This is a genomic window from Photobacterium aquimaris (genome assembly GCF_002954455.1).
In the GTDB taxonomy this organism is placed as follows: domain Bacteria; phylum Pseudomonadota; class Gammaproteobacteria; order Enterobacterales; family Vibrionaceae; genus Photobacterium; species Photobacterium aquimaris.
In genome coordinates this window covers 392,089-419,069 of the sequence record NZ_MSCC01000002.1, presented here as the reverse complement: position 1 = coordinate 419,069, position 26,981 = coordinate 392,089, and the positions used below count along the sequence as shown (strand labels likewise).

The window sequence follows — 26,981 nt, the reverse complement described above, 5'->3', positions numbered from 1 at the left end:
TACATTTCCGCTACTTTAAATCTAATTAAACGTGATATTGTTCCTGTTTTAAAATGGAATTTATGATTATTCTCAATATGTTATAACTCCATCACTTTCTATGCGTAAACATTAATCATATTCTAATTACCCATATACAGGATGTATCCATGGCCACAAAAAATACCCCGTTTGAATTTTCAGATTTAATGGTTGAACCGGGAAACCATATCAATTGCGAACTAGAAATTGCTCGTCTTTATACCCACTCTCCTTTATCGGTATCAGTTGATATTCTGCACGGAAAACATCCAGGCCCGGTATTATTAATTAATGCCGCAATACATGGCGATGAGCTCAATGGGATTGAAGTAGTTCGTCAAGTTATTGAAAAAATTGACTTATCAAAACTTCACGGCACTATTATTGCTGTACCTGTCGTTAACGTTTTTGGCTTTATTCATAAATCACGTTATTTGCCTGATCGTCGAGATCTTAACCGTTGTTTCCCAGGTGCTGAGCGAGGTTCAATCGCAGGACGAATGGCGTATCAATACTTTAATCAAGTCGTACGTCGTGCAACCCATGTCGTTGATTTACACACCGCAGCCATTTACCGCACTAACTTGCCACAGATCCGTGCTAACCTTGATAATCCACAAGCTAAAGCAATGGCTATGGCATTTGGCTCTCCTGTCGTTGTAGATGCAAGTTTACGTGAAGGTTCATTGCGTGCAGCTGCCGAGCAATTTGATATCCCTGTGATCACTTTTGAAGCTGGTGAAGCACTTCGCCTTGACGCCCATGCTGTCGGCTCTGGCGTACAAGGAGTATTAAAGGTTATGCGCCACTTAGATATGTTACGCACTAGCCGCAGTAAAAAAACCATTGAGCCAATGGTGCCAAAGGCGACACGTTGGGTACGCGCTGATTCTGATGGCTTGCTACGCTCACACGTTGCATTAGGTGAAAAGGTTAATAAAAACCAAGTTATTGCAACGATCAGCGATCCTGCTGGAAGCAATCAAGTGACCGTGATTGCCCCTCAAGGCGGTATTGTGATTGGCCAGCAAACATTACCACTGGTTAATGAAGGTGATGCTATCTTCCATATTGCTTTCTTTGAAGAGCCAGATGGTTTAGTCGAAGAACAAGTAGAGTCTTATCTATATGATGCAGTAGAAGAACTTGATGATGATCTTAAATGGGGCATGACTAGTTAAGTCAACTTTACTGTAAAATAACAGTATCAAGAAAAGAATAAATAAAAAGGATAGATCATTAAATCTATCCTTTAAAATTAACATTTGAGTAAATGTTATATCACTCAATGACGGTATGATTCATAAAGAAACCAGACTCGACGCTCGGTTTCATCAATCCAATTATCAATCATACTCACTGAAGAGAAATCATTACGTTCATCACATAAAATATGGGCAGCACGAAGTTCCGCAGCTAATTGTTTATTATCTTCACACAACTCAGCAAGCATATCTGCTGGTTCAACATACTCAGCATCATTATCTAAAATACGCTGCATTCGTGAAATTTCACCAATTGAGCGTATTGTACGACCACCAATCTTACGTGCTCGTTCAGCAATATCATCGGTCATTGCAAACAATTGCGCGCTTTGCTCATCTAACATTAAATGGTAATCACGGAAATGGGCACCACTCATATGCCAATGGAAATTCTTGGTCTTCATATAGATAGCAAATACATCCGCTAAGATTGCAGTTAACGCACCACTGATCTCTTTAGTCGCGTCTACACATAAATCTGTAGGTGTGGCTAGAGGACGAGTAAGGTGTTGTTTAGCATCTTCAATTTGAACGTCATTCAAGATAGTAGTACTCATCGTCTTTTCCTTTATAAAAACAATTTATTGGACGCAAGTAACTATAGGCCAATTTATTTGTATGACAATAGTATCTACTAGCAGATTAATGCAACCTAAATTTGCTTTCTTCTCGGTTAATAACGGCAACTTTATTTCAGTATACTTATTATTTTTGCTCTTTCTTTTACATCAATATTTGCTTAAATATTACAAGCTGTTTACCCTCTGAAAGTAAACGCATCAATAATAATGAATAGGTACTACAATGGATAATTCAGTGAGATACGCAATCGGTGCACCTGGAATAAAATGGAGTGCAACAGAAAAAGCTGAGTGGTTAGCACAAACCACGATTAAACGTAGTTATCTAGAGCAAGTTGTTTCTAAAATTCTCGTATTAAGTGAAAAGTTCGATGTTGAACAATACGGCGCATTATCTTACGCGCCAGAAAAATACCCCCTTTTCGCAATTAAAACTCATCATTGGGATAAAACCAAACCAACAGTACTTATTACTGGTGGTATTCATGGTTATGAAACCAGCGGTGTTCATGGTGCATTAGCTTTTTTAGCACTTAAAGCTGAACAATACAGTGCTGACTTTAATATTTTAGTGGTACCTTGTGTTAGTCCATGGGGATATGAAACGATTAATCGCTGGAACCCCAATACGGTTGATCCTAACCGTTCATTTTATGCTAATAGCCCAGCAGAAGAATCAGCAGCATTAATGCAACTCGTCCAATCACAACAAACGCATTTTCTAATGCACCTTGATTTACATGAAACAACAGACAGCGATGAAAGTGAGTTTAGGCCAGCACTAGCGGCACGCGATGCTAAAGAATATATTCCAGATATCGTACCTGACGGTTTTTATGGTGTTGGTGACAGTGAAAATCCTCAAGATACTTTCCAAAAAGCCATTATTGACTCAGTTCGTTATGTCACTCATATTGCACCAGCAGACAATGAAGGTAATATTATTGGTGAGCCGATCACTCAAGAAGGGGTGATTAATTATCCATTAAAAGCATTAGGCTTATGTGCTAGCGTAACCGATGCAGAATACACTTCAACAACAGAAGTCTACCCTGACAGCCCACGTGTTACTGATGATGAATGTAATATGGCGCAGGTTGCTGCAATCGTTGGCGCACTTGAGTATTTAAAACAACACCAATAAGCTATTTTTATCCATCATTAATCGCGCTATTGTTGATTATCAAGCTATAGCGCGAAGGTTTTTATCATGTCGATTTATTACCACACCATAGATACACCATTGGGCTGTTTAACGCTATACGCCACAGATAATGCCCTAACAGCTATTTTATATAAACACCAAACACCAGCAATTGAAACCGCAACTTACTCACCACAACACCCTCTTTTAGCTGAATGTGAGCAGCAATTACAACAATATTTTGCAGGTATACGCCAACAATTTGATTTACCTTTAGCACCGCAAGGTACCGATTTTCAACAACGGGTTTGGCAAGCATTGCTGACGATTCCGTATGGCAGCCATTGGAGTTATCAACAGCTCGCCGTCACTATTGATAATCCAAAAGCTTGCCAAGCCGTTGGTATGGCAAATAGTAAAAATCCACTATCTATCGTTATTCCATGCCATCGTGTGATCGGAAAAAATGGAAAATTAACTGGTTATGCTGGCGGGTTAGACAAAAAACAAACATTATTAGCACTTGAAGCTGCACATGTTTAATTCCAGCCTATAAGCCAAATCTGATCATTCTTTAAATCTTGCCACTCAATATCATAAAGTCGATTAGTCATTACTGCTTGAATTACACACTTTTCAACTTGCTGATTATCATTAAATAATACCGTAACAATCTCAAAATGCTTTTCTTTATTATCCACTACAACTTTGGTCCATTTACTGTGCAACAATGCTTTAGGGTTCACTGGATTAGCCATAATTAATTCCCTGACTGGATATTACACTCTACCCTATCACGCTCTTGCGGTAACATATATGCTTGTTGCCGTAAAACCTTTATCAAGCCACCTAAGCTTTGAATCACAATAGATGCTTGTTGAGTAAACGGTAAATTCTCACCATTAGTCACTAAACATGATGGCATGTTAGCACGGTAAGCAGCTTGTAGATCATAAACATAATCACCAACATAGAGTATGTTTTGAGGAGCTAATTGCCACTGCTCGGCAATATAAACTAAAGCATCAGGAGCCGGTTTAGGTGCAAAGTCTTCACGTGAAACAATATGTTTAAATTGCAGTTTATGGTGATTTATCTTCAATATTGCTGCTTGAGCGCAATTGCGTGTTACCACTGCTGTCGGAATGTTTTGTTGCTTGAGATAAGACAATAATTGTTGGCATTGAGGCATAACAGTCGATTGACGGGCATCTGCTAATTCATAATCAATCACTGTTTGTTGTAATTGTTTGCGTAATGAAATATTTGGTATCTCATCAATATATTGCAACAAATCAGTATCAGCCGAACAGCCTAATTGTTGGCGTAGCCAGTCAAAATCTAATGCTGAGCTTACAAGCGTATTATCTAAATCAAAAATAACACCGTTAATCATATTGCAAGGGATCGGCGTCTGCATACCATTCTCCGTTATCAGCAAACCACACTAACCAGTGTAAGAATATATGCATACAATTGCAATTGTCAGCAGTGAATTCAGCGAGAATGATCACGACCTGCTACTTAGTCAAGCTACTTAATAAACAGTAGCTTGACGTTTTAGTTGTATTAATCCATCACTATAAACAGTCTTTATGGATTTTAATCACTACTTTTTTAATCACCATAGGCGCTGTAATCACGCAACCGGGTTTATGTGGCTGCTGTGGAAAAATAGCTAAAAACATTCCCGGCTTTAATAATAAGGAGCTGGTATTAGGCATGGTTTCAACTAATGTAAAATCATTATCACTGTCATAATCTGTAGCAGGAATGCAATCCGCTAAATTAAGTGACACATCAATCCGCTCTTCGCCACTGATCAGATATTGAAAATCAATATATTGCTGATGCACTTCACCTTGTTTATTGGCGGCGTCTTGAGTTTCAAAACTCATCACATTAGCAAAAATACGATCACCATCTATCTCATGACGACCATTTTCCAATACTGCCATATCATTACTATTAATAAAATGTATCGCTTGCTGAAAAGCCATTGGTAATGTGTGTAGCGGTTGTTTGATTTCACCAAAAATCATTGTCTTATCCTTTAAAAATAAAAAGCGGACAAGCACCTATCTTCTCCGCTTTGTTTTAAGTTTTTTTAACCAGTCGAGTATTATTCAGTAACTAAATCAAGTTCTTGAGTCGATTTACTTTTAAAGAATGGTGCCGTTATAAAGCCCACTATCACCACCATTAAAGTACCAATCACACCATAGAAGAAAAAGTTCAAGTCAGTAAAGCCGCGTATAAATAGAATTGAGGCAACCGCTGTAATCACACCACATAACGCACTGCCTGCATTTGCACGGCGGACAAAGATACCCAGCATAAATAGACCAGTCATCGGTCCACCCATTAAACCAATTAAGCTGTTAAACGCATCCCATAATTGGCTTTCATTACTTTTTATTAAGTACACCGAGGCAGCAACACCTAATACGCCAGCAATAACCGTTACAATACGTGCGGTATTAAAGCTTTGCTGGATATTTTTTTCTTCGCCAAAGCGGTTATAAATATCCATGGTGTAACATGCAGAAATACTATTTAAACTACTTGAAATACTTGATTGTGATGCAGCAAAAATGGCGGCAATGATAAATCCTGCAATACCTGCTGGCATTTGCGAAATGACATAGAAAGGCAGAATACCGCCAGTGTTAAAATTCTCAGGCATTAACTGTGGGTTTTGGCTATAGAAAGCATATAAAGCTGAACCAATAGCAAAGAAGAATAACGGGACACAAGCAACAAGTTTCGCGTTAATGAGTAGCGTTTTCTTCGTTTCTTCAATTGAATCAGTCACAATATAGCGCTGCACCACATCTTGACTTGCCGTAAATTGCTGTAAGTTAGCAAACAAGAAACCAATCATTAATACAGGTAAGGTACTGTTAGTCCAACTCCATTCAAAACTTGAACTAGGGAAGTATTTATCTTGCTCAGCACTTAGACGGAACACTTCAGACACGCCACCATCAACATGGAAACAGATAGTGACAAATATTAATACTGCAGCAACTGATAACATAATCCCTTGAATAACATCGGTCCAAATAACCCCTTCAATACCACCTAAGAAGGTATATACAATGCATAACACACCAATAAAAAATACGATGGTTAATGGATCAATCTTTACAAAAGGCATTAATGCTAGTGCGGTTAAGTACGTAATAATCGCAATACGACCAATATGAAATAACATAAATGACATACTGGCAAATAAACGCATTTTAATATCAAAACGACGCTCTAAATATTCATAAACAGAGGTAAGATTGAGTTTTCTAAAAAACGGAATATAAAAATAAAATACGATTGGAAGAATAAGAATCGCTAAATACTGCCCAACAAGAAATGTCCAATCTGATGTGTAAGCTTTAGCAGGAATAGACATAAATGTAATCGAACTTAATGTGGTCGCAAACACACTAACACCTGCAGCCCAGCCAGGTATTCGACCACCCGCTTTAAAATAATCATCTGCAGTTTTTTGACGTCGGGCAAAATAAACACCCACCAACATTACACCAATTAAATATGCGACCAGCACGATATAATTTAGCGTACCAAATGCTTGAATTTCCATATAAGCCTCACCATGTAGGGGTTGAGATAAAATATTTAAATTATTATTAATGACTTTGTTGTTGTGCAAACCAACTTGCAGCACCTAATAAACCTGCGTCTGCTCCTGATTGAGCTAAAATAATATAAGGTCGATAAAGTGCTGGTTTTTGATTTAGATATTGTTGAATGTAATGACAATAATTTGGAGCAAGACCAACACTCCCCCCGATAACAACACTATCGAGATCTAATGTAATGGTCAGATTAGCAATTAATTCAGCAACAGCTGCAGCTGAAGAGTGAATAATATTTAACGCGTCATTATTACCTTCAAGTGCCAGTTGATAGACCTCTTGTCCACTGTATAAGCAATCAAATAATAACGACCCAATTTCGCCAATTGCCGTACCTGAAGCTACTTTTTCAATGCATCCTTGACGGCCACAACCACACATAGGCCCATTTGCATTTACTACCGTATGTCCAATATGACCACTAATCCCACGTGCACCAGTTTGTAGTTGTTGATTCAATACTAAACCGCCGCCAATACCAGTCGAAACGGTAATAAACAGCATATTATTAATATTATTATTAGGTGTAAGCGAAATATATTCATACCACGCAGCCGCTTGAGCATCATTCATTGCATAAGTTGGTAATTGTGTGATGCACTGAATTTCATCGACTAATTCAAACTTATTTAAACCACCTAAATTATCAGGGTTTAAAGCGGTTAAAATACCGTTATCAATAATGCCTGTTGACGCGATTGCGACAAAATTTGCTTGGTTGATAAATGGTCTTAATAATGACGCTAATGCAGCAGACAAAATAGCCGGCTGTTGCGATTGTGGTGTCGCTATTTGGCATCGTTCAATAATATGATTAGTTTCACAATCGACTAATGCCGCTGCTATTTTCGTACCGCCAATATCAACCGCTAAACAAACGCTCATGCGATATCCTTAGCTGGTAATTCTGTTACAGTTGCTGCCGTATTTACCGCGTCTTTAAACCATTGACAAATATGTTCAATGCGAGTGATTGCTGAACTAACAGTAACGCAATTGGCCCCTGCTGTTATTGCTTGCGCTGCTAATAGTGGCGAGTTATAGCGCCCTTCTGCCATGACAAAATAGCCTCGTTGATGAAAAGCCATGACAAGTGCTAAATCAGGTTCAGTGGGAACGTCACCACCGGTATAACCCGATAGTGTTGAGCCAATAATGTCAGCTCCTAGTTGGTGGCAGATATCACCATCAGCCAAAGTCGCTCAATCAGCCATAGCCAAACAACCATGTTGGTGAATAGCATTAATCAGATTTTCAACCGTTTCTGGGCGTTGACGTTGAGTTCCATCAATCGCAATAATGTCAGCACCAGCGGCAGCAAGATCAGCTACATCCTGCACGAAAGGCGTTATTCTTACCGCTGAGTCATTCAAATCTCGTTTAACAATACCAATAATAGGTACATCAACATGTGGTCGTGTTGCTTGTAAATTCGCAATACCTTCAATACGTAACCCCGCAGCACCACCTAAAATCGATGATTGCGCCATAGCCGATACACTTGAATTAACCCGCCATGCTGATCAGTTAGACATTTATGCAACCTCAGCTATCGGTCCTTGTTTCTTTAAACCTAATAATGTCACTGATCTGGTGAATTACTGTAAAGCAGTTGCTGACGCAGCACCATCAAAAGGTTTTTACTACTACCATTCAGAAATGAGCGGCGTAACGGTTGATATGGAACAATTCTTAATTGCCGCTGACAAAGTGATTCCAAATTTATATGGCGTGAAATTTAATAGTACTAACTTATATGAATACCAACGTTGTTTACGCGTTTGTGATAGTAAATATGATGTGCCATGGGGTGTTGATGAGCATTTTCCTGGCGCATTGGCTGTTGGTGCAATCAGCGCTGTCGGCAGTACTTACAATTATGCAGCGCCACTTTATCACGACATGATTGATGCTTTTGCGAAAGGCGATCACCAAGCAGTGTTAAGTAAAATGGATAATGTTATTGCGCTTATTCGTGTATTAGTTGAATACGGTGGTGTTGCGGCAGGTAAAACAGCCATGATGTTGCATGATATTAATGCAGGAGATCCACGTTTACCATTACGCACATTAACAATAGAACAAAAACAAGATGTTATGTGTAAAATGCGTGATGCGATAGGAGCATAAATATCAAATATAAATAAAAAGGCCAGCATATAGATGCTGGCCTTTTTATTATTTACACTGTGAATTGACAGTATTTATTACAATTCAGTGTCAATAGGTGTTGAACGCTGTGTATGTTCGATATATAGCAATGTGATAGCGATTGAGACCGTTAATGCTAATGGCGGTAATAATGAATATTGAGGGATTGTTTGCATAATTGTCCCGCCTATCACTGCACCGCTAATCAATGACCCCCATAAACCGAGGTATTGTAGCAACCGTTTTTTCTCGCCTTTACCAACGATCGCCAATGCCAGTAATCGGCCAATATTGACTAAATAACCGGTGGCATAAGTCAATGGTATTGCTTTTTCAATCGTTAACCGCAAGGCAATATTTTGCATCCCCATTGCATAACAAATGATAAAGTTCACTGCTAAAAAAGGCACATAATACTGCATGATGGTTGCAAATAGCAGCACAATAGATACCGATGTCATCACGACACCACGATAGAATCGACGGCTAGATAGAGCAATTAATTCACCAGACATTGCCCCTATAATGAAAATACCCAAGATTGCAATATAAATAGAAGCTTGAGGAATATCATGATAACTGAGCATCATCCCTAAGTGCGTCGAGTTGCCACTCATAAAAGAGGCAAACACCCCATCTTTAAGATGTAAAAAACCAACTGAATCTACTACCCCAGCCACTAGCAGTAACAAATAGGGCATTAATGATAAAAAGAACCGCCTTTCATTTAACATTACTATTTATATCCGACTATATTTCCATATTATTACTATCAGTAAACTCTTGCACTCAATCAATTGAAAGAGGCTATTTACTCTTATTGCGCGTTATTGTAACTAAATATTTCAGCATGGCTAGTAACTTCAAATTATTAACAAAAATCACGCTCAACCTCATCTTTCACGATAAGTAATAATTAGCCGTCATCTTTTAGAATAGTCAAATATAAACATGTTCAAACGGTGTTTTTAGGTCGCGATTTTTCACTTACTAATAAGAGAATAATTGATGAAGTTAACAACAGCTCACGGTAGAAAAGACAATAAAAGGTGCAATAACAATAATCCATAGCTATCACACCTTTACTGGTTCACTAATTATGCATTTAACATATCAAGCGCAATCGCTTCGGCAACTTTAATACCGTCAATACCTGCTGATAAAATACCACCCGCATAACCGGCACCTTCACCACCAGGGTATAAACCTTTAGTGTTAATACTTTGGAAATCTTTACCACGCTTAATTTGTACAGGAGAAGAGGTTCGTGTTTCAACACCTGTTAGCATGCTATCAGCATTAGAGAAGCCTTTGATCTTTTTATTAAACGCAGGCAATGCTTCACGAATCGCTTCGATAGCATAATCAGGTAAACTGCTGCTTAGATCAGTAAACTTAACATTTGGCTTGTAAGACGGCTCAACATCACCCATTTGGCTGACGGTTTTACCCGCTAAGAAATCCCCAACACATTGCGCAGGTGCGTCATAAGTGCTGCCACCAAGAACATAAGCATTACGCTCTAACTTACGTTGCAGTGCAATACCTTGCATTGGATCGTTAGCAAAATCTTGTGGTGAAATACCCACTACAATCGCACTGTTAGCATTACGCTCACTACGTGAATATTGGCTCATGCCGTTAGTTACTACTGACTCAAGCTCTGATGTTGCAGCAACAACGACACCGCCAGGACACATACAAAAGCTATAAACAGAACGACCATTCTTACAGTGGTGAACCAGTTTATAGTCAGCAGCACCTAATAATGGATGGCCTGCATTTTTACCAAAGCGCGCAGTATCGATAGTTTCTTGTTTATGTTCAATACGGAAACCAACCGAGAATGATTGCGCTTCAAGGTGGACACCTTTGTCATGCAACATCTTAAAGGTATCACGTGCGCTATGGCCAATCGCTAATGCAACATGCTTTGATGGGATCACTTCGCCTGTCGATAACGTAACACCAGAGACTTGGTTATCTTCAATATTGATTTCTTCAACGCGAGTTTCAAAACGAATCTCACCGCCAAGTTCAATAATTTTACGGCGCATCTTCTCAACCATCGTTACCAATTTGTAGGTACCAATGTGAGGTTTACTAACATAAATAATTTCAGCTGGTGCGCCTGCTGCAACAAACTCTTGTTTTACTTTAAGACCAAGGAAACGAGGATCTTTTACTTGGCTATATAGTTTACCGTCAGAAAATGTACCTGCGCCACCTTCACCAAATTGCACATTGGATTCGGTGTTTAGCTCACGTGTACGCCAAAAACGGAAGGTATCTTTGGCACGTTCATGCACTGATTTTCCGCGCTCTAGAATAAGCGGTTTAAATCCCATCTGTGCCAAAATAAGGCCAGTGAACAAACCACATGGGCCCATACCAATAACGATTGGTCGCTCAGTGATATTTTCAGGCGCTTGAGCTACATACTTATAGCTCGTATCTGGTGATGCTTTCACATGATGATCGTTAGCAAACGTCGTTAGTAATTGCTCTTCATCAACGTCTTTTAAAGTGACATCTAAAGTATAAATCAGATAGATATCATTCTTTTTACGGGCATCATAACCACGTTTAAAGATATGAATATCAACTAGTTGATCTTTATTTATCGATAACTTGTTGATGACAAAATCATGTAAAGCTACTTCACTATGATCTAACGGTAATTTAACTTCATTAATACGTATCATTAAGTCCACTAACTCGATTGGAAATGCAATAAAATATCTCGGAGAGAATAAACCTAGCCGCAGATGGTGGTAGATTTATACCTTAGCCAAGTATTATCTCACAGACTTTAGTGTTTATCCCAATATTTGCATTATATTCCTATCTAAAACAAAAAAGGCTTATGCCATATGATATAAATATCGGCATAAACCTTATTTTTTAATAACCTATAATAAATTAATAGTTATTATTTGACTAACTGACACTGGCCAAATGTTTGTGGATTATGAAAGTTTGGTTGAGGTGTTTTAGGATCTATCCATGTCATCCACCCCATATCCAACTTGCCATCAGCTTGTTGAGTGAACTCTGCCCGCATTAAAGCACACAATAATTGCGTTTGTTGTTTATTCTGCCATAGCGATAAATCAGTCAATGTCTGCAGTGGTAATTTGCCTTCAACAACATAGCCGCTATCAGTTAAGCTTGCTTTGATTTCTAAGCCTTTCCATGTCCAATTACTGTCTAATGACGCGCGTTTTTGATTAATCATGTCATAGCTCGCTTCTGCACTAAACACACGTGCTTTAGGATCAATTTCCATGGTGTAATAACGCGATAATTGCACATCTTTAGCAAGGAAAATTTCCACTCGATCGGAATCTAAAATAGCACGTTCTGGATCAGTACCAATCGCAACATTCGCATCCGTTACTGTGTATTGAAAATAGAGAGAATCAGCATGCCACACAGCTTTAAATTCTGTTGCAGGTGCGGGCGTATCACGCCAAGGAAAAGTAAAATCGGTTAATGCTTGAGCTGATTTCCATTCATTATCCTGGGCGATACCATCAATAACAGGAGCAATCTTGGCATGATTAATATTATATACCGTGGCTATGGAGGCAGTTGTTTCAGCAACCACATGATAACTGACCATACTCATCGTCACTGCGGCAGCTATAATGACTGACTTATTCATTAAATATCCTTATTTATCGTTTTTCAGCTATAAAAAAGCCGATCTAACATGTAAATCGGCTTGAACTAACCTAGCTTTCAACTTATTGCGTTGACGTTATTGTTATTTATTCAACCAGCTCAGCAACTGCTGTTGCTGCCAATAAAAATGCGCCAGCTCCGTAATCAATATTATGTTCAAAGGCAACATCACGCGGATTAAATGCAGGTAACTGTACCCAGCCGATCATGCCATTATCATGAATACAGCTTTGCAGAGCCGTCCATGAAGTTTTAACCACAGGCAGATATGTTTCAGCATCAAGATGACCGTGCTTAATTCCCCACGCTAAACCGTAACAGAACAACGCGGTAGCGCTGCTTTCTGGTGCAGGGAAATTTTCAGGGTCGAGCAAACTTGTACGCCAAAAACCATCAGCTTGCTGATACTTAATCACTTCTGCTGCAAGCGAGCTAAACAACGCTAAATATTTTTCACGCTGTGGATAATCTTTCGGCATACGCGCAAGTAAACGTGGCACAGCGGCTAATACCCAGCCAATACCGCGGCTCCAGAAGACTTTATTGCCGTTAGCTTCACGTAATTCACCACCATTACCGTCAGGAATATAACGGTAATCACGGTAGAATAAACCCGTTTCAGGATCGAGTAGGTGCTCTACCGAATCCCAAAATGCAGTGTTCATGTAATCAAGGTACTTAGGATCACCTGTACGTTGGGTTAATGCTGCAAATGCGGGCGGTGCCATAAATAATGAATCACACCACCACCAATCTTTACGACCAGGCTGTGGATTATCAACCATAAGATCTAACGCTTTAATCGTTGGCTCTAACGCTTCCACTTGATCAATTAATGGATAAACATCAAGGTAGGCTTGACAGCAAATATGATCATCAGCAAAACGATCATTAGGCCCGGTTCTAAAACCAGTATGAAGGGTATAATTCATCACCCCATCAAGGTATTCATTATCATCTGTTGCTAGCCATGCTGCAGAGACACATGACCAAAATACGCCACGCTCCCAGTCAGTATCTTTAATAAAACGAGTTTTACCGCTGCGACGAACCACACTGCGAGTTTGGTTTTGTGCTTGGTAACGATAAACACGCTTCATTGCCGTTAAAATCGTTTCTTTTGAACCTAATGCTGCCATGATTTGCTCTCCTTAGCGCGCTAACCAACCACCATCTACCGCGATGGTGTAACCATTAATGTAATCACTCGCACTTGACGCTAAAAAGACTGCTGGGCCTTCTAAATCAGATGGTAACCCCCAACGATTAGCTGGAATACGCTCTAAAATTGCTGCGTTACGATCAGCATCGGCACGGAGGGCTTCAGTGTTATCTGTTGCCATATAACCTGGAGCAATCGCATTGACATTAATATTATATTCAGCAAGTTCAGTCGCTAATGCGCGGGTTAGACCCATAACAGCTGATTTACTCGCGGTGTATGACGGTACGCGAATACCACCTTGGAAAGATAACATTGAAGCGATATTAATGATTTTGCCGCCATTACCTTGCTCAACAAAACGTTTAGCAACGGCTTGTGATAAGAAAAACAAGGTTTTTTGGTTAATGTTAATCACATCATCCCAATCACTTTCAGAGAACTTAAGTAAGTCTTCACGACGAATAATGCCAGCATTGTTAATTAAAATATCAACATGCCCCATCACTTCTACCGCTTCTGCAACAATGTTTTCAAGCTTATCTTGCTGCATTAAATTAGCGGTAATGTAATGAAATTTACGTCCTAACGCTTCAATTTGCGCTTGCGTTTCAGGTGCTGCCTGATGACCGATACCCACAATATTAGCCCCTGCTTTTGCAAGTCCTAATGCCATACCTTGACCAAGACCTGTATTACAACCTGTCACAATCGCAACTTTACCGCTTAAATCAAACATATTCATCGAGTTCTATCCTTGTATAGTAACGCTAACAATAGTCGCCAGCGCTACTCACTAAATTCATTAATAATTAACCACAACGGCTTATTTAAGATCGCTCATCGCAACATGATCCATATCGTGGAAAGTTTGGTTTTCACCTACCATTCCCCAAATAAAGGTATAAGCTGCAGTACCAACACCAGAGTGAATTGACCAACTAGGGCTGATCACAGCCTGCTCATTACGCACTACAATATGACGTGTTTCTTGAGGCTCACCCATGTAATGGAACACGATGTTATCTTGGCTCATATCAAAATATAGGTACACTTCCATGCGACGCTCATGAGTATGACACGGCATAGTGTTCCACAAACTACCCGGTGCTAATTCAGTCATGCCCATTAATAACTGACAGGTTGGTAATACTGATGGATGTAAGTACTTATAAATAGTACGAACGTTACAGTTTTCTTGACAACCAATTTGCTCTGGCGAGGCTTCTTCACGGGTAATTTTACGGGTTGGGTAACCATGATGAGCAGGAGCGCAGTTTAAATAAAAACGAGCAGGCTTATCGGCAATTACACTTTCAAAACGAATATTCTTAGCACCCATACCAACATAAATAGCTTCACGAGAACCAATCTCAAACGTCTCACCATCAACAATCACTACCCCTGGTGCACCGATATTGATCACACCTAATTCGCGACGTTGTAAAAAGTAATCAACGCCAATTTCTTTACCACCTTCAAACTCGATAGCTGTTGTAGTCGGCACTGCTGCCCCCACAATAATACGATCGATATGGCTGTAAGTAAGGTTGATTTGACCTTCTTGAAACATATTTTCAATTAAGAACTGCTCACGAATACCTGCAGTATCTAATTGCTTGGCATGCTGGCTATGAATTGGTTGACGAATTTCCATGAAAAACCTCTTAAATCATTACATGACTCACAGCAGTTAAATAAGCTGTGAATGATTACGAATTATTGTTGAGCCGATGCTGGGTAATACCACTCACCGTCGATTAACGTTGCTTGAATTTCAAATTGACTATTAAGCACAGCAAAACTGGCGTTATATTCAGGGGCAATAGCACCTAATTGATCGTCAATACCCAAATATTTTGCAGGTACTGCGGTTGCCATCTGAATAGCTTCCCATTCAGGTACATTGGCTAATAAGATCATATTGCGAATAGCTTGATCTAAACTGCAAGTACTACCAGCCAAAGAGCCATCATCAGTACGTGCTTCACCATTGGTTACGTTAACCATCTGCGCACCTAGTTGATACTTACCATCTTCAAGACCACCAGCACGCATGCAATCAGTAATTAACGCCATACCTTGATAGCCTTTGATACGATAAGCCAATTGCATCATTACAGGATGAACATGAATACCATCAGCAATCAGTTCAACTAACATATCGTGATAAAGTACTGCCCCTGCACAACCTGGCTCACGGTGATGTAAGCCACTCATACCGTTAAATAAATGCACACCACAATCGGCACCATGGTGATGGGCTTGGGTCACTTGTTCAAAATTGGCATTGGTATGTGCAATCGAGGTTTTAATACCGTTATCGGTTAACCACTGAATAGCTTCACTAGCACCATCATATTCAGGTGCAAGGGCGACGCGTAATAATGAATCTGCAGCAACTTCTTTTAATTCTGCTAACGCCGCAATGGTTGGTGCGGTTAAATATTGAGTTGGGTGTGAACCTCGATGTGTTGCTGTAAAGTAAGGCCCTTCAAGAAAGCTGCCTAATAACCTTGCCCCTGATGGCTGTGGTTGCTCACAGAAATGGCGCACTTGTTGTAAAGCAGACACTATATCTAACCAAGGTGCGGTTACTGTGGTTCCAACCCATGCCACAACGCCTGTTGCAGGTAATGCTTGAGCTATGGTTTGTAATGCTGCTGGCGTTGCGTCCATGACATCTGCGCCTGCACGGCCATGGATATGAATATCAATAAAACCAGGAACTAATGTTTGACCTTCTAATTCAATCACTTCGCAATCAAAAGGTCGGCTATCAGTAACGCTTTCAACCTTACCGTTATTCACTACTACATAGTGGTTATAGCGGATCCCTGTGGGGGTGAATATGCGTTGTGGATGAAGTGCAAAGCGCATAATTACAGTCCGTCTTCACATTCAAGTTCAGCTGATTGCGTCATCATGCTGTTAAGTTCACGACGCATGTCTTTCATGCATGACATACCAATATCAAGCAAGGTATCAACAAGATCAGTTAAGTCAGCATCATCACGCTCAAAGGCAGCATTGGCAATCATCGGTAAATTAGCGCCGCCAATAAGTTCTACATTAGGGGTATCCATTACTATTGCTAAGGCGCGATTAGCCGGAGATCCACCAGGAATATCAGTTAAAAATAATACTCCATCACCACTATCCACATCAGCTGCGGCTTGACGTAAAGCCTGTTCTAGCTCATCGGTAGACATGGTTTCAACAAAATCCACATACGTCATTTGTTCTTGCTCACCAGCAATGGCGCGAACCGCTGATTCCATACCTGATGCAAAATTAATATGACCTGAAACAACGATACCAATCATGATTCTTTCCTTGAAAATAAGGGGGAGCATCGTCCCCCTTGATATTATTGATGATGACTCTCATCACGACTAAACGAGGGTGGTATTACAAAATACCTAACATGTGACCGACAACGCCGGCTGCTAATGTGCTGAAAATCAATACAGGTGGCTTAGCCCAGAACCCTGTACCTTTCACCATTTTGAGCATAAAGAACACCAGCATCAGAGGCAGAATATTTGGCATCACCTTGTCAAATAATGCGGTCTGCAAGTCCACCACTTTCCCCCCCAGTTCAAGACTGAGGGTGGTCTGCACTTTAATAAAGGTCGCGGAGAGCGCACCAATAACAAAAATACCCATAATATTGGCGGCTTTTGCCAGTTTCTCAGTTGAATCGCTCATGTTAACCATCGCGGCAGTACCCGCTTTGTAACCCATGAACATCAAACCAAAGTAAACTGCAAAGTGAACAATTTGGTACAAGAAGAAGAACACAAATGGACCTGCAATCGAGCCTTCCATTGCAATTGATGCACCTAACGCTAGGGTTAATGGCATCAATGTCATGTGGTCGATAGCATCACCGATACCACCAGTAGGTCCCATACCAGCAACTTTCATTACGTTGACCGTTGATGGTTTTTCTTTGTTTTCTTCCATCGCAATCGCTGTACCTAATAAGAAGGTAAACAGCTTAGGTGAAGCATTGAAAAACTGAAGGTGGTTCTTTAATGCTTTGGCTAAATCGGCTTTATTATCACCGTGAATTTTTTTCAGTGCTGGAATAATTGAGTAAGCAAAACCACCTGCTTGCATACGTTCAAAGTTAAAGTTACCTTCCATGAATAAACCGCGGATAGAACACATCCAAAGGTCTTTCTTAGTGATCACTTTACGTGGTGTGGTATCTTCGTATGCATCGATATCATCAACCAAACTTACATGTTGTTCCGTGTTTTTATCGCGAAGTGTTCCCGCTGTGATATCAGATGCCATCTTCAAATTCTCCAGGTTGGTTGTTGTTAGAGCCGCCGTTGTTTGAACCGCTAAAGAAGTAGTACAGTGCTGCAATTGAGGCGCCGATAATTGCGACAGCCATAATTGGTAGTTTTAAGTAAGTTGTCATGACAAAGCCAATGAAGAACACACCTGCCACTTCTTTTGACCACATGATTTTCAACAACATCGCGAAACCAATCGCAGGAACCATCTTGGCACCAATACCTAAGCCTGTTAGCAGTGCTTTTGGTGCATTTTCATCAATCCAAGTTGCCGCATGCTCGCCAAAGTAAACTGTTACAAAGGCAACCATCGCGTAGAGCAAGGCACGTAATGAAATGGTTGTAATAAGTAATTTATCGATACCAGCAGAATCACCACGCTCAGCATAACGATCCGCTTTACCCATAGTGAATGATGTCATTGCAAAGAAGCCGATAACCAACATCTGCATCAATACCGCAATCGGCATACCAACACCCATTGCCACTTCTGCTGACTGACCTGTCATCACAGCAAAAGCAACCGCAGCAATCGTACCTAATGTTACATCTGGTGGCTGAGCACCAGCGTTAGGTACTAAACCTAACCAAGCAAGTTCTAATGTCGCACCTGCAATCAAACCAATTTGCATGTCACCCATGATCAAGCCCACAACTGGACCTGTAATAAGCGGACGGTGAATATTCAATGCAACATCGTATTTATCGATACCACAAAAGAAAGCCCACACCGCTACTAACGCAGCTTCAAAAAACATGATTTATTCCTTTTACACGTTTGGCGTTTGACTATCGCGATTTAAGCGGCGCTGGTAGCCAGTTCAAGTACATTAATTGGTTTTTGATCAGGAGTATTTTGAATAGTACAAGTTACCCCTTTCGCGACCATGCGTTCAAAAGCATTGATATCTTTATCATCAACAGAAACTGTCTTATTAATCTGACGTTTACCTTCGTGATAATGCATATTGCCGACATTACAATGAGTAATAGGCACTCCACCTTCGACTAAACGCGCCACATCGGTTGGGTTATTACACAAAATAAAAATCTTTTGTTGCGGAGAAGCTTTACTAATGACATCAATCGTTTTTTGGATTGAGAAGAAACGCACTGCGTACTCCCCCCCTGCTGATGCTTTCATACCTGCTTGCATAAAAGCCGCATTTGGACCTTCAGCTGCATCATCATTAGCAACCAAAATAAGGTTAGCGCCTGAATGTTTACCCCAAGTAATACGAATTTGACCATGTAACAAACGTTCATCAATTCGTGTCCATACAATATTTGGCGTTGTCATGATTGTTCTACCTTTCGTAATTATTTCAAATAATCATATAAATAATGGATAGTAACTCCTTGTACTACACGGTTAACTTCGCCAGTAGGACATGGGTTATCAGGTGTATTCCCTAGTGCAAGTGCGCGATGGAACGAGTACATTTGTGCATACAGCATATAAGGGAAAAGTAATTCAACATCGGTCGCGGTTTCCATACTAGGAACACGAATAACATCAGCACCCGCTTCAATCTCATCCGCTTGTGCTGTAATCGCTACCACTCGAGCAGCAATATTATCGCGACAAAGTTCAGCTAACAGATCCAAGTCATATTTACGGGTATATGGGTCGTTACTAATGAACACCACAATCATCGTATTTTGATTCACAATAGATTTTGGTCCGTGGCGAAACCCTAATGGAGAATCGTATGTTGCAACGACTTTACCTGAGGTTAGCTCAAGTAATTTCAATGCCGATTCTTGAGCTAAGCCTTGTAAACCACCACTGCCTAAATAAATAACCCGCTCTAGTTCTTGACTAGCAGTATCCTTTATTTTGGTATTTAAATCTTTGATCAACCCCACAGAACACTTACAAATGCTTTCGATATCTTTCGTGTAATCGTTGCCATACATTAAAACCGAAAAAGCTGCTAGCATCATTGATGAAAAACTTGATGTCATGGCAAAAGATTGATCATTGGTTTCAGCGGGCATAAGTAGTGCAAGTGATTGCTCATCATTTTTGCAACACTTATATAACTGTCCATCGACATTACAGGTCAACACTAAGTGGAAACACTCAGTTAATGTTTGATTGGCAAGCTCAACTGCGGCCACACTTTCGGGGCTATTACCAGAGCGAGCAAATGACACTAATAAGGTAGGAATATTTTCAGCAAAACACTGACTAGGATTTGACACAATATCAGTGGTTGAAATAGCCTCAACACGACGCTGTAAACGCTGAGATAAACCTAAAGCTAAAGAACGACCAGCAAACGCTGACGTACCCGCTCCAGTTAACACAATGCGTAAATTGGAGTAACCATAAACCTTATCCATAAAGCATTTAATTTGCGCTTCACACTCACGCGTAATTGCCGCTGTTTGCGCCCAACAATCAGGCTGCTGATTGATTTCTTTCGCGGTCCAATAACCCGAAAAACGTTGAAGTTCAGCTGCTGAATAACCTAAATATTGTTCCATGGATTTAAACCTCTGCGATTAATTTTTCAGTACATGCTTGAGAGTAAGCACGTAAAACTTGACGAATTGTGTCTAATACCAATACCTTAGGATCTGATGAAATTAAACCTTCACGCAGATGTTGGAATTGCTGTGGCATATATTGACTAAGAAGGGGTAACGGAATATCCACTTGAGATAAATTTCTAAATAAGGTTGTTTGGGCTTTATTGATAACACTATCAGGCCAGTAATAGCGCATACGATCGCTAAAGCTAAAACAGCGCGAGAAGCGTTGTTCTGATTCATTACCGTGATAATATTTTTGCCAATGCTGTGGTGCTTCACACATTTGTGCTTCAATACATTCACGTAAATTAGAACAATGTGCTTTAGGAATAATTTCTGCTTCAATTTCACATAAATTAAATAGCGCTTCACGCATAGCAAAGGTCAATGCTGGGCCCACTTTTAAAATAGCAAAGTGGTCTTGAACTAATTGACGATAAGCGGCATGGGTTTGATAGTCTGTCGAGTGCGCTTCAAATACCATGTGAGGAAAACTATCAACCACACCACTTAATTGATTCGCTTTCTCTGGGCAATAATCAATAACACCGGTGTGATCAAATTCAACCCCTGGTTGCACCACTAATCCAATCACACGTGTCCAACAATCAGCTATATTTGCAGCAGCAAACGCACGTTGATGAGTTTCGATTGTTTTCATTGCAGCTTGTGGTGACGTCACTTCCACCGTATTTAAGGTTTCTGCTGCACCACCAGGGACAGGCACTTCAGTACCAATGACATACACAAGATCGCTATAACCAAAAGTTGCTAATGCTGTTTTTTCGGCAATTGCACCTAAACGTGCAGCACGTTCCGCAACGGTATCATCAGAGAGAGGAATTGGATCATCAGCGCAAGACATGCTGCAATCTAAATGGATTTTCTTAAAACCAGCAGCAACATAAGCAGCAATTAAATCATCGGCATTCCTCATTGCTTCAGCAGCTGTTAGATGCTGCCAGCGATTAGGACCAAGATGATCACCACCTAAAATCAGTTTATCGGTAGGGAAATTGAATTGTTCAGCCATTGCTAATACAAAGTGACGAAAATCAATAGGTGTCATTCCAGTGTAACCACCAAATTGATCAACTTGATTTGACGTCGCTTCGATTAATAAAACTGAATTATCATCCAACGCTTGGGAAAATGCCGCTTCAATAACGAGCGGATGTGCAGAGCAAACAGCATAAATACCATTATTGCTACCTGCTTTATGACGTTGGACAAGCGTTTGTAGGGTGTTCATTTATTAACTCCACAATCATCATCTGTGATGTGATCATGGAGTTAAGTCAGTCAGTGCTCTTTTTCGACAATAATAACTTCTACTTTCATTTCACGAAGACCAGCTAAATAATCTTCAGGAATGCCTGCATCTGTTACTAAGATATCAATATTTCCAAATTCACGAATCATGTGACAGCTACGTTTACCAAATTTGGTTGAATCAGCTACCGCAATCACTTGTTCAGAAATCTCACACATTAAACGGTTGAGGCTTGCCTCTTGCTCGCTGTGTGTGGTGATACCTGCTCGCAAGTCAAAACCATCAACCCCCAGAAAAACTTTATCAAAACGAAAGTTTTTGAGGCCAGCTTCTGCTTGTGAGCCCGAAAAAGACAACGCTTCTTTACGAAGTACGCCACCTGACATTAATACTTCAACACCCGGTGCTGAAGCTAACTCCATTGCCACATCCAGACCATTGGTCATGACAACAACATTTTCCATACTTTTTAAGCTGGCTGCGATTTCGCGGGTTGTTGTCCCTGAATCTAAAATGACAGTGTCACCGTCATGAATAAGCTTGGCAGCGGCTTGACCAAGGAGCGATTTAACTCCTGCGTTATGCCGGCGCTTTTCATGAATGGTTAATTCAGCAATCACACCTGAGTTAGGAATCGCTGCGCCATGAGAACGCACTACATAACCATTCTTTTCTAAGAAACTCAGATCACTACGAATCGTGACACTTGATACATTAAATTTTTCAGCGAGATCCTCGACACGGGCTTTTCCTTCTTGGTTCACCACATTGACGATTTCCATTCGCCTTTCAATTGCACTTTTCACTTTTGTCTCCTTGTGAAACCAAACAAAATCTCTTTCATTTGATTTCGAAATAATCTTACACTTAAAAAACAAAGCCACAATGCGACAAGACAAAACTTTTGATCTCTTTCACATTCTTTCGATATCTTTCGGTGAAATCTTACGTAAGGTTACGTAAGTCCTTATATCATATAGAACGAAAGTCAATAAACCAACTATTCATAGCTTGAATTTATAAAATACCGCGTCATCTCTCTTATATTTATCGCAAATTAATCAGTAATTACATTATTTTACTTTCAATCTCTTTTATGTGACCGATTACACAGCCAAGATACTTTCATTGGCTTACGATCCGAAGCAACTCAAAAGCTTATACTCTAGTACTATATATTTTCAATTAATAAGGATTTGTTGATGTCTATATCACGTCGAGGATTACTAAAAGGTATGGCAGCTAGTGGTGCTGTTGCTGCAACCTTATCTGCGGGTTATACCCAAGCGGCAACGGCTTCAAAAGCAAGCTCACAAAAAACACTAAAAAAACCTAATTTAGTCATCATATTTCCTGATGAATTTCGTGCTCAAGCATTAGGTTTTATGCAGCAAGATCCATCAATGACACCCAATATTGATAAATTTGCACGTCAAAGTGCCGTTTTACGCCAAGCTGTTTCTAACTTTCCACTATGTACCCCATTTCGTGGCATGCTAATGACTGGGCAATATCCTTACCGTAATGGTATTCAAGGCAATAGCCACACTGGTGTTGAAGGTCAATTTGGCGGTAAAGATTTCGGTATTGAATTAAAGAAAAGTACATTGACGTGGTCTGATGTTCTTAAAAGACAAGGCTATAGCATGGGTTATATCGGCAAATGGCACCTAGATGCACCACAAGCCCCTTTTATCCCTAGCTACAATAACCCAGCTGAAGGGCGTTATTGGAATGATTGGACAGCACCAGATCGTCGTCATGGGTTTGACTTCTGGTATGCCTATGGTACCTATGACAAGCATATGACGCCAATGTACTGGACCAATAACACAACGCGCGATAAACCATTACGTATTAATCAGTGGAGCCCAGAACACGAAGCTGATATCGCAATTAAATACCTTCGCAATGAAAATGGTCAATACCGTAAACAAGATCAACCATTTACACTTGTAGTTTCCATGAATCCACCGCATTCGCCTTATGATCAAGTACCACAAAAGTATTTAGATCGTTTTAGTGGCAAAACATCACAGCAATTAAATACCCGTCCAAATGTGCAATGGGATAAAGCCTACCAAGAAGGCTATGGTCCACAATATTTTAAACAATATATGGCAATGGTTAATGGTGTTGATGAGCAATTCGGACGCATTGTTGATGAATTAGATCGCCTCAACCTTACTGAAGATACGTTAGTGGTGTTTTTCTCTGATCACGGCTGTTGCATGGGTTCAAACGGTAATCCAACCAAGAATGTTCACTATGACGAAGCCATGCGTATTCCAATGATCTTCCGCTGGCCAGGCAAACTTGCTCCACATCAAAATGATTTGTTATTTTCAGCACCCGATATTTACCCAACCATGCTGGGATTAATGGGCATGGAAAATCTCATCCCAGATACCGTTGAAGGCACTAACTTTGCCAATACCCTACGTGGTATTGACAGTGATATTAAACCAACATCGCAATTCTATACTTTTATACCTTATGGCGGTCAGTCATATGGACGTCGTGGCATTCGCTCTCAACGTTATACCTTAATGATTGATAGAAAAATTGGTAAACCGCTGACTTATGTGCTGCATGACAATCAAATAGACCCATATCAAATGGACAATATTGCTGCCGCTAATCCAATGCTTATCGACAAATTAATTACAGAAGAATTAATACCATGGCTTGAGCACACTGGCGATCCATGGCGACCAACAACCGTACCGGCACACAGTGCCAATGCTTATTTATAGCCGTCTTAAGAACAACCTATAAAACCACTTTTTATTATTAATTTAACGCTTTCTCTATTTAACAGAGAAAGCGCGACATAACTCATACTAAATTAAGGACAATCAATGAATACCATCACTAAAGTAATTGTTGCAACTACCCTTTTATCTGCGACAAGTTTTAGCTATGCCAACGATTACAAAACTACTATTGAATATCGGCATGAATATCGTGATGGTACTGACCGTCATGGCGATCGCGTAAAAGCATTTTTAGATACTGGTAAGAATATTGGTTTTGAATTAGACGCGCGTTATAACAATGATCAACTCAATACCATGTTTGATGGTATGACAATGAATGGCTCTGAGTTTTCAGCGTATTACTACAAAAAATTGACTGATAATATTATGGGTATCGGTGGTCTTTCACTCGATTTCACCTCACAAGGTTTAGTTTATGTACCTTACGCACGTTTAAACTATCGTTTTGATAATGGCATTCGTGTGCAAGGTCGTTATAAGTGGAAGTTCTGGGATTACAATCAACAAAACCTTAATCAACAAAATTATATTTCTAAAATTCAAGAAGTTGATTTCTGGTTAGGCTACAACACCAATAATTGGGACTTCCAATATGAGTTCCAAATCTGGAAAGAAATGGAAGGTAACGCACTACCACAATTCGATAATAAAGATACAAACTACCTACATAACTTCCGCTTAATGTACACCTACAAAACGGTTGAAGGCACAATGTGGCGTCCCTTCGTAGAGGTGGGTAATGTTAGCCAAAATCGTTATACTGACAATCGTCAAACACGTTACCGTATGGGTATTAAATACACGTGGTAATAACGTAAAATAGACCATAAAAAATGCCAGTGCTTGATATCACTGGCATTTTTGATTTTATATCTTGCTGATTTAGCACACTAACAATAATAAATTAATGTGCTGACTTACCACGAATTTTATTTATTAAGCTCACAACCACCAGCACTGCAATACCAGCAATAATACCCACGATACCATTCAGTAACGGCGGCACAATGGTATGAGCTCCTGAAAAAGTGATCTGCTGGGTTAATTGTTCAATCACACCATGTACGGGTGGAATACTGTGTACTACAATGCCCCCACCGACTAAAAACATTGCGATAGTACCGACTACGGCTAATGTCTTCATTAAATAAGGTGCAACATTAACCAATAATGTACCAAAACTGCGCTTAAATCCGGCTCGATTGCTGTGTTTTACAAGATACAAACCCGCATCATCAAGCTTTACAATCCCAGCAACTACACCGTAAACTCCTGCCGTCATTACTGCTGCAATAAGACTCACTACAATGGCTTGGGTTAAAAATGGGTGATCTTGTACTGTGCCTAATGCAATCACAATAATTTCAGCCGATAACACAAAATCGGTTCTTACCGCCCCTTTTATTTTCTCACGTTCATAAGCAATTAAATCAATCTCTTCAGTTAATAACTGCTCACTGTCTTGCTGCGTTTCAGTATCATGATGAAATAATTTTTCAGCAATCTTTTCAACGCCTTCAAAACATAAAAATAAACCGCCCAGTAATAACATCGGCATAATTAACCACGGCGCAACAGCACTGATTAATAATGCCGCGGGCACTAAAATTAATTTATTTTTAAATGAGCCTTTTGCTACGCCCCACACCACAGGCAACTCACGCTCAGCTCTCACACCAGTGACCTGTTGAGCATTTAATGCCAGATCATCACCTAAAACACCTACGGTTTTACGCGCAGCGACCTTGGTCATCAAGGCAACATCATCAAGCACCGTTGCGATATCATCAAGCAAAGTTAATAAACTTGCACCAGCCACTAAACACTCCTTTAATCACCCGTCTAAAGGGCAAATTAACAATCTCATATTTATAAACGTAATCGATGCACTTATACACTTTTACGTACTAACATTACATTTACTGACTATTAATTTCCCTAATATTAAATATAGGAAAACTCTTTTTTATATCAATCATTTTAATTGGTTATATATAGAGTGATATATATATTATTACTAATAAATACGCAGTTATTATGCTTACTCTATATATTTAATCTTCTTCTTTAATCGTAACAACTAAATTTAATCATAACGACAAATCTTTTTTGTTTGCGCTAAAAACAATTCAATTGTCTAATCGCAGCGCACCCAATTATTGGTTTGAGGTGTAGACTGAGATTGCATCGGGCATTCTTATTCCCTGTCATACTGTGCTTGTTGTAATAGCACGACCTTTAAGGGTAATGACAATGAAAACTCTCGCCACATTATACTCGAGGGCTTTTTTTAGCCTCAATAAAGTATGCGACAACGCAACAACCAAAGCCAAACCTCACCTATCAAGAAGAACAATACGTTTGTTCATGACTTGTAATGACGATTCCAGCTCAGATAGTCCCAGTAGCT

Annotated in this window: 26 protein-coding genes and 2 pseudogenes; 6 read left to right on the top strand and 22 right to left on the bottom strand. The window is 39.9% G+C overall.

Annotated features, from left to right (window positions below):
• The first annotated feature begins 149 nt into the window (after positions 1–149).
• On the top strand, positions 150–1,202 hold the full coding sequence (locus tag BTN98_RS12825; RefSeq protein WP_060997239.1) for a succinylglutamate desuccinylase/aspartoacylase family protein: 1,053 nt from the start codon (positions 150–152) through the stop codon (positions 1,200–1,202).
• A gap of 104 nt (positions 1,203–1,306) precedes the next feature.
• Here the strand turns inward: BTN98_RS12825 and BTN98_RS12820 are convergent, their stop codons facing one another.
• Positions 1,307–1,843: a Dps family protein gene (locus BTN98_RS12820; RefSeq protein WP_060997240.1), complete on the bottom strand. Its 537-nt coding sequence runs from the start codon at positions 1,841–1,843 to the stop codon at positions 1,307–1,309.
• Between the two features lie 247 nt (positions 1,844–2,090).
• Between BTN98_RS12820 and BTN98_RS12815 the strand changes: the two genes are divergently transcribed.
• Together BTN98_RS12815 and BTN98_RS12810 are read left to right on the top strand one after the other, a co-directional pair.
• Complete coding sequence (locus BTN98_RS12815) at positions 2,091–3,011, top strand: M14 family metallopeptidase (protein ID WP_060997241.1); 921 nt, start codon at positions 2,091–2,093, stop codon at positions 3,009–3,011.
• 66 nt (positions 3,012–3,077) lie between these two features.
• On the top strand, positions 3,078–3,554 hold the full coding sequence (locus BTN98_RS12810) for a methylated-DNA--[protein]-cysteine S-methyltransferase (protein WP_060997242.1): 477 nt from the start codon (positions 3,078–3,080) through the stop codon (positions 3,552–3,554).
• On the opposite strand, the gene BTN98_RS12805 is transcribed toward BTN98_RS12810, so the two are convergent.
• From BTN98_RS12805 to BTN98_RS20640, 6 genes and pseudogenes are all read right to left on the bottom strand, one after another.
• Positions 3,551–3,769 carry a TIGR02450 family Trp-rich protein gene (locus tag BTN98_RS12805; RefSeq protein WP_060997243.1) on the bottom strand — a complete coding sequence of 73 codons (219 nt, stop codon included), beginning with the start codon at positions 3,767–3,769 and terminating at the stop codon, positions 3,551–3,553. The two genes, BTN98_RS12810 and BTN98_RS12805, sit on opposite strands and share 4 nt — an antisense overlap.
• Positions 3,770–3,771: 2 nt before the next feature.
• Positions 3,772–4,431, bottom strand: a complete 660-nt coding sequence (locus tag BTN98_RS12800; RefSeq protein ID WP_060997244.1) for an HAD family hydrolase — start codon at positions 4,429–4,431, stop codon at positions 3,772–3,774.
• Between the two features lie 160 nt (positions 4,432–4,591).
• Positions 4,592–5,053 carry an N-acetylneuraminate anomerase gene (nanQ, locus tag BTN98_RS12795; RefSeq protein WP_060997245.1) on the bottom strand — a complete coding sequence of 154 codons (462 nt, stop codon included), beginning with the start codon at positions 5,051–5,053 and terminating at the stop codon, positions 4,592–4,594.
• A gap of 80 nt (positions 5,054–5,133) precedes the next feature.
• The gene (locus BTN98_RS12790) at positions 5,134–6,612 is read right to left on the bottom strand and encodes a sodium:solute symporter family protein (protein ID WP_060997246.1); all 1,479 of its coding nucleotides are present in this window, start codon (positions 6,610–6,612) and stop codon (positions 5,134–5,136) included.
• 46 nt (positions 6,613–6,658) lie between these two features.
• On the bottom strand, positions 6,659–7,552 hold the full coding sequence (locus BTN98_RS12785; RefSeq protein ID WP_060997247.1) for an N-acetylmannosamine kinase: 894 nt from the start codon (positions 7,550–7,552) through the stop codon (positions 6,659–6,661).
• Positions 7,549–8,157 (bottom strand): annotated as a pseudogene (locus BTN98_RS20640) (putative N-acetylmannosamine-6-phosphate 2-epimerase). The gene BTN98_RS12785 and the pseudogene BTN98_RS20640 overlap by 4 nt, the downstream one beginning before the upstream one ends.
• Between BTN98_RS20640 and BTN98_RS12775 the strand changes: the two are divergent.
• A pseudogene (locus BTN98_RS12775) lies at positions 8,153–8,797 on the top strand (dihydrodipicolinate synthase family protein); the annotation flags it as partial. The pseudogenes BTN98_RS20640 and BTN98_RS12775 sit on opposite strands and share 5 nt — an antisense overlap.
• A 77-nt stretch (positions 8,798–8,874) precedes the next feature.
• Here the strand turns inward: BTN98_RS12775 and BTN98_RS12770 are convergent.
• From BTN98_RS12770 to agaR, 14 genes are all read right to left on the bottom strand, one after another.
• The gene (locus BTN98_RS12770; protein ID WP_065190137.1) at positions 8,875–9,552 is read right to left on the bottom strand and encodes a YoaK family protein; all 678 of its coding nucleotides are present in this window, start codon (positions 9,550–9,552) and stop codon (positions 8,875–8,877) included.
• 363 nt (positions 9,553–9,915) lie between these two features.
• Complete coding sequence (locus BTN98_RS12765) at positions 9,916–11,523, bottom strand: NAD(P)/FAD-dependent oxidoreductase (RefSeq protein ID WP_060997250.1); 1,608 nt, start codon at positions 11,521–11,523, stop codon at positions 9,916–9,918.
• 227 nt (positions 11,524–11,750) lie between these two features.
• Positions 11,751–12,485 carry a carbohydrate-binding family 9-like protein gene (locus tag BTN98_RS12760; RefSeq protein ID WP_060997251.1) on the bottom strand — a complete coding sequence of 245 codons (735 nt, stop codon included), beginning with the start codon at positions 12,483–12,485 and terminating at the stop codon, positions 11,751–11,753.
• A gap of 106 nt (positions 12,486–12,591) precedes the next feature.
• The gene (locus BTN98_RS12755) at positions 12,592–13,644 is read right to left on the bottom strand and encodes a glycoside hydrolase family 88/105 protein (RefSeq protein WP_060997252.1); all 1,053 of its coding nucleotides are present in this window, start codon (positions 13,642–13,644) and stop codon (positions 12,592–12,594) included.
• A gap of 12 nt (positions 13,645–13,656) precedes the next feature.
• A complete protein-coding gene (kduD, locus tag BTN98_RS12750; RefSeq protein ID WP_060997253.1) occupies positions 13,657–14,412 on the bottom strand; it encodes a 2-dehydro-3-deoxy-D-gluconate 5-dehydrogenase KduD in 756 nt (251 codons plus the stop codon).
• Positions 14,413–14,493: 81 nt separating this feature from the next.
• A complete protein-coding gene (gene kduI, locus BTN98_RS12745; RefSeq protein WP_060997254.1) occupies positions 14,494–15,324 on the bottom strand; it encodes a 5-dehydro-4-deoxy-D-glucuronate isomerase in 831 nt (276 codons plus the stop codon).
• Positions 15,325–15,386: 62 nt separating this feature from the next.
• Positions 15,387–16,547, bottom strand: coding sequence for an N-acetylglucosamine-6-phosphate deacetylase (gene nagA, locus BTN98_RS12740; protein WP_060997255.1), 1,161 nt, complete (start codon positions 16,545–16,547; stop codon positions 15,387–15,389).
• Between the two features lie 2 nt (positions 16,548–16,549).
• Entirely contained in the window at positions 16,550–16,993 is a 444-nt protein-coding gene (agaF, locus tag BTN98_RS12735; RefSeq protein WP_060997256.1) for a PTS galactosamine/N-acetylgalactosamine transporter subunit IIA, read from the bottom strand.
• A gap of 85 nt (positions 16,994–17,078) precedes the next feature.
• Positions 17,079–17,972, bottom strand: a complete 894-nt coding sequence (locus BTN98_RS12730; RefSeq protein WP_060997257.1) for a PTS system mannose/fructose/sorbose family transporter subunit IID — start codon at positions 17,970–17,972, stop codon at positions 17,079–17,081.
• Entirely contained in the window at positions 17,962–18,735 is a 774-nt protein-coding gene (gene agaW / locus BTN98_RS12725) for a PTS N-acetylgalactosamine transporter subunit IIC (protein WP_060997258.1), read from the bottom strand. The genes BTN98_RS12730 and agaW overlap by 11 nt, the downstream gene beginning before the upstream one ends.
• Before the next feature lie 41 nt (positions 18,736–18,776).
• Positions 18,777–19,277, bottom strand: coding sequence for a PTS N-acetylgalactosamine transporter subunit IIB (agaV, locus tag BTN98_RS12720; protein WP_060997259.1), 501 nt, complete (start codon positions 19,275–19,277; stop codon positions 18,777–18,779).
• A gap of 20 nt (positions 19,278–19,297) precedes the next feature.
• Positions 19,298–20,470 carry an SIS domain-containing protein gene (locus tag BTN98_RS12715; protein ID WP_060997260.1) on the bottom strand — a complete coding sequence of 391 codons (1,173 nt, stop codon included), beginning with the start codon at positions 20,468–20,470 and terminating at the stop codon, positions 19,298–19,300.
• Positions 20,471–20,474: 4 nt separating this feature from the next.
• A complete protein-coding gene (gene kbaZ / locus BTN98_RS12710; protein WP_060997261.1) occupies positions 20,475–21,770 on the bottom strand; it encodes a tagatose-bisphosphate aldolase subunit KbaZ in 1,296 nt (431 codons plus the stop codon).
• A gap of 50 nt (positions 21,771–21,820) precedes the next feature.
• Entirely contained in the window at positions 21,821–22,597 is a 777-nt protein-coding gene (gene agaR / locus BTN98_RS12705) for a transcriptional repressor AgaR (protein ID WP_060997262.1), read from the bottom strand.
• Between the two features lie 396 nt (positions 22,598–22,993).
• Between agaR and BTN98_RS12700 the strand changes: the two genes are divergently transcribed.
• Both BTN98_RS12700 and BTN98_RS12695 read left to right on the top strand, forming a co-directional pair.
• A complete protein-coding gene (locus BTN98_RS12700) occupies positions 22,994–24,547 on the top strand; it encodes a sulfatase family protein (protein WP_060997263.1) in 1,554 nt (517 codons plus the stop codon).
• Between the two features lie 105 nt (positions 24,548–24,652).
• The gene (locus BTN98_RS12695; protein WP_060997264.1) at positions 24,653–25,381 is read left to right on the top strand and encodes an oligogalacturonate-specific porin KdgM family protein; all 729 of its coding nucleotides are present in this window, start codon (positions 24,653–24,655) and stop codon (positions 25,379–25,381) included.
• A gap of 94 nt (positions 25,382–25,475) precedes the next feature.
• On the opposite strand, the gene BTN98_RS12690 is transcribed toward BTN98_RS12695, so the two are convergent.
• Positions 25,476–26,390 (bottom strand): DUF808 domain-containing protein, encoded by a 915-nt coding sequence (locus BTN98_RS12690; protein ID WP_060997265.1) that lies wholly within the window; start codon positions 26,388–26,390, stop codon positions 25,476–25,478.
• Between the last annotated feature and the right edge of the window lie 591 nt (positions 26,391–26,981).